This is a genomic window from Rhizobacter sp. P3_B12 (assembly GCF_056402895.1).
Genome location: NZ_JBFUGN010000781.1, coordinates 1 through 2,980, shown reverse-complemented (window position 1 = coordinate 2,980; position 2,980 = coordinate 1). Strand labels below are relative to the sequence as shown.

Below are 2,980 nucleotides of genomic sequence, written 5' to 3'. Positions count from 1 at the left end.
GCGCTCGCCCATGCGCGCAACGAGCGCGACACCACGCTGGCCCGGCTGCGCCGCGAGCACGACGCGCGGCAGCGCAAGCAGTCGCAGGCGCGCCGCAGCGCCCGCAGCGCGAACCTGTCGGCGATCACGATCAACGGCATGCGCGAGACGGCCGAAGCCACGAACGCGCGCGACGTGAAGCGCGATACCGGCACCCGCCACGCGCTCGACGCTGCGGTGCGCGATGCGGCCCGGCGCGTCGCGCAGGAGCCGGCGGTGTTCGTCGCGCTGCCGGCCAGCCGCGTCGTGCCCGGCAAGCTGGTGCTGCGCCTCGACGAGCTCCAGCTGCCGCACGGTGACACGCCGGTGCGCGACGCGTCGTTCAGCGGCCCGGTGCGCATCGCGCTGACCGGCCCGAACGGCTGCGGCAAGAGCACGCTGCTGCGGGTGATCGCCGGCCTGCTGCCGCCGGCCGCGGGCAGCGCGACGCTGCATGTGCCGTTCGCGGTGCTCGACCAGGACGGTGCGGCCGCGCTGCCGGCGCAGCGCACCCTGCTGGAGCACCTGCGCGATCTCGACAGCCCGCTGCCGCCCGCCGAGTTGCGCACCCGCCTGGCCCAGCTGCGCCTGGGTGCGGCACACGTCGCGCTGCCGATGGGCGCGCTGAGTGCGGGCGAGCGCCTGAAGGCCGCGCTCGCCTGCGCGCTGTGGCGCGGCCAGCCGGCCTGCCTGCTGTTGCTGGACGAGCCGACCAACCACCTCGACCTCGACAGCACGCTGGAACTGCAGCGCGCACTGCAGGGCTTCGAGGGCGCGCTGCTGGTGGCGAGCCACGATGCGGAGTTCATCGAGGCGCTGCGGCCAAGCCACCGCTGGCAGTGGCCGGCGTGTTCAGCCGATCACTTGCGCTCGGGATCGGCCGGCATCACGGCCGAGGCCGCGTTCTCGACCGGGCCGACGGTGCGCGTCACCAGTTCGCGGTAGATGCCGCCGGCCGCGGCGCTGCCGCTGGTCGTGCCCTGCCCTTGCATGCGCGCTTCGCAATCCTTGCGGTCTTCCATCGGCAATGCGGCGCAACGCCTGGTCGCGTTGCGGGCAAGGCTGGGATCCGGATCGGGCAGGCGGCCGCCCTGTGCCGCGGCGAGTGCGGCGCGCGCCTCCTGCATGCAGGTCGCACGGTCCTGGTTCGAGCGGCCGCTGTTGCAGACGGCGCTGTCCTGCTCGAAGCGGGCGCGGGCGGTTTGCGGGGCCGTCCTGTCGGCGGCCATGCTGGCGGAGACGCTCAGCACCATCAGCGGTGCCAGCGCGAACGAGCGCAACAAAGTGGGCAACAAAGTGGAAGTCTTCATGAACGGCTCCTTCAAGCAGTGGATCCTTGAAGTCTGTTCATCCTCGAGGCCGGAGTCTGTCGGACGGCGGGCCGAACGGTGCGCAGGATCCGCCTACGCGGCTTGCTTACCTTGCGTTGCGGACGGTCGCGCCAGATGCGGGAAAATCGCCGGATGCGAATCACCACCCCCCTGACTGCCACCGTCTTCGCTGCGCTGCTCGCCACCCAGGCGATCCCCGGCAGGGCGGCCACGCCCACCGCCAGCGCGACGCTGCTCGCCCGCTCCACGCTGCTCGGCGTGCAGAGCGCGATGCGCGAAGCCCGCCAGGGCGGCAAGATCACTGTCGACGCGGCCACCTGCGTCCAGTCGCTGCAAGCCGGCGCGCTGGTGCCTGTCTTCGAGAGCGCCGTGAAGGACAACTGGAGCGCGGCCGAGATCGACGCGATCGAGGCCTTCCTCGCGACACCGGCCGGCCGCAAGTACGCCGAGCGCAGCGTGACGCAGGCCCGGCTCGATGCCGGCGAGACGCTCGCATCGCCGATCGTCGAGTACACCGAGGAAGAGGTCGCCGCCGTCGATCGCTTTCGCAAGACGCCGGCCGGCGCGCAGCTGATGGCGCGCAGCGAGTTCGCGAAGTCGTCGTCGCGCCAGGCGATCCAGTCCCGGCTGCTGGAGTTGCTGACCGGCTGCCGCGCGGTGCCCTGAAAGCTCAGGTCACTTCGGCCGCTTCAGCACCTGGATGCTGCGCGCCGCGGCCTGCAGCCCCGGCTCGATCTTCGCCAGCTCGACACGCTCGCTGAAATGCCGCTGCAGCGGCGTCAGCTCCGAGCGGCGCTTCAGCGCGATGCCGCGCGCGGTGCCGGTGATCGCGTTGAAGATCGATTCGCAGGCCGGGCCCCAGGCCCGCGCCTCCTGCAGCAGTTCGCCCACCGGCCACTGCGCCGCCACGCCGGGCAGGCCGGTCGCCACGACGCGCAGCAACTGGCCGATCTTCGCCGCGAGCACGTCGCTGCGCAGCGATCCGGCCACGCACAGCACCAGCAGCGATTGCGCCTCGAAGCGCTGCGGGCCGGCGCTGCGCTGCAACGCGAGCAGCGCCTCGTCGAGCGCGGGCGCCTGCAGCCGGCGCGGATCGACACGGGCGGTGCCGGGCTCGAACGGTGCGCCGTCGATGTGCGTCACCTCGAGGTCGCTCTCGCGCAACCTCAGCTCCACGCCTCGGGTGCCGCTGCCCGGCTGCACGCGGACCTGGAAGCCCGCATCGCCCGCGCGGCAGATGCGGTAGAAGCCGTTGTCGGCCCGGATCAGGTGCGTGTCTTCGGTGACCGCCTCGCGGATCTTGCGGACCTGCTCCGCCCAGTCGGGCGCCATGCGCAGCGTGAACATCATCGGCCGTTCCCCTTTTCTTGCGATGTCTTGCGGTCCTGTTCTGCGTCCACGGACCTGAACGGCGATTGTGGTGGAGCTTGCATGACAGTTGCTGAAACCCGCCCATCAGGGTGAGGGAGATGGCCACTCCCCTCCTTGGGGGGAAGCCTGGGGAAGAGGCCGCGAATGCGCATTCGTCCTACACGCCGACGGGCGCTGCGGCGCCGCATCGTGCTGCGGCGGCCTCCTATGCTCGCCGCATGAAGACCTTGTCATGCGAACGCTGCGGACTGCGCGTGTTC

At 71.7% G+C, this 2,980-nt stretch carries 4 protein-coding genes; 2 read left to right on the top strand and 2 right to left on the bottom strand.

Annotated elements, in window-relative coordinates; translation table 11 throughout:
- A partial coding sequence (locus AC1D01_RS27890) for an ATP-binding cassette domain-containing protein (RefSeq protein ID WP_477872194.1) occupies window positions 1-963 on the top strand: 963 nt, incomplete at its 5' end.
- On the opposite strand, the gene AC1D01_RS27885 is transcribed toward AC1D01_RS27890, so the two are convergent.
- Complete coding sequence (locus tag AC1D01_RS27885; RefSeq protein ID WP_477872192.1) at window positions 879-1,328, bottom strand: hypothetical protein; 450 nt, start codon at window positions 1,326-1,328, stop codon at window positions 879-881. The genes AC1D01_RS27890 and AC1D01_RS27885 overlap by 85 nt on opposite strands.
- A gap of 153 nt (window positions 1,329-1,481) precedes the next feature.
- Between AC1D01_RS27885 and AC1D01_RS27880 the strand changes: the two genes are divergently transcribed.
- The gene (locus AC1D01_RS27880; RefSeq protein WP_477872190.1) at window positions 1,482-2,015 is read left to right on the top strand and encodes a hypothetical protein; all 534 of its coding nucleotides are present in this window, start codon (window positions 1,482-1,484) and stop codon (window positions 2,013-2,015) included.
- A gap of 9 nt (window positions 2,016-2,024) precedes the next feature.
- On the opposite strand, the gene AC1D01_RS27875 is transcribed toward AC1D01_RS27880, so the two are convergent.
- The gene (locus tag AC1D01_RS27875) at window positions 2,025-2,699 is read right to left on the bottom strand and encodes a ribosome-inactivating family protein (RefSeq protein ID WP_477872188.1); all 675 of its coding nucleotides are present in this window, start codon (window positions 2,697-2,699) and stop codon (window positions 2,025-2,027) included.
- Between the last annotated feature and the right edge of the window lie 281 nt (window positions 2,700-2,980).

Bases quoted from the DNA above. Each gene is read 5' to 3' on its own strand.
- AC1D01_RS27885 (WP_477872192.1), bottom strand. From the start codon at position 1,328: ATGAAGACTTCCACTTTGTTGCCCACTTTGTTGCGCTCGTTCGCGCTG.
- AC1D01_RS27880 (WP_477872190.1), top strand. From the start codon at position 1,482: ATGCGAATCACCACCCCCCTGACTGCCACCGTCTTCGCTGCGCTGCTC.
- AC1D01_RS27875 (WP_477872188.1), bottom strand. From the start codon at position 2,699: ATGATGTTCACGCTGCGCATGGCGCCCGACTGGGCGGAGCAGGTCCGC.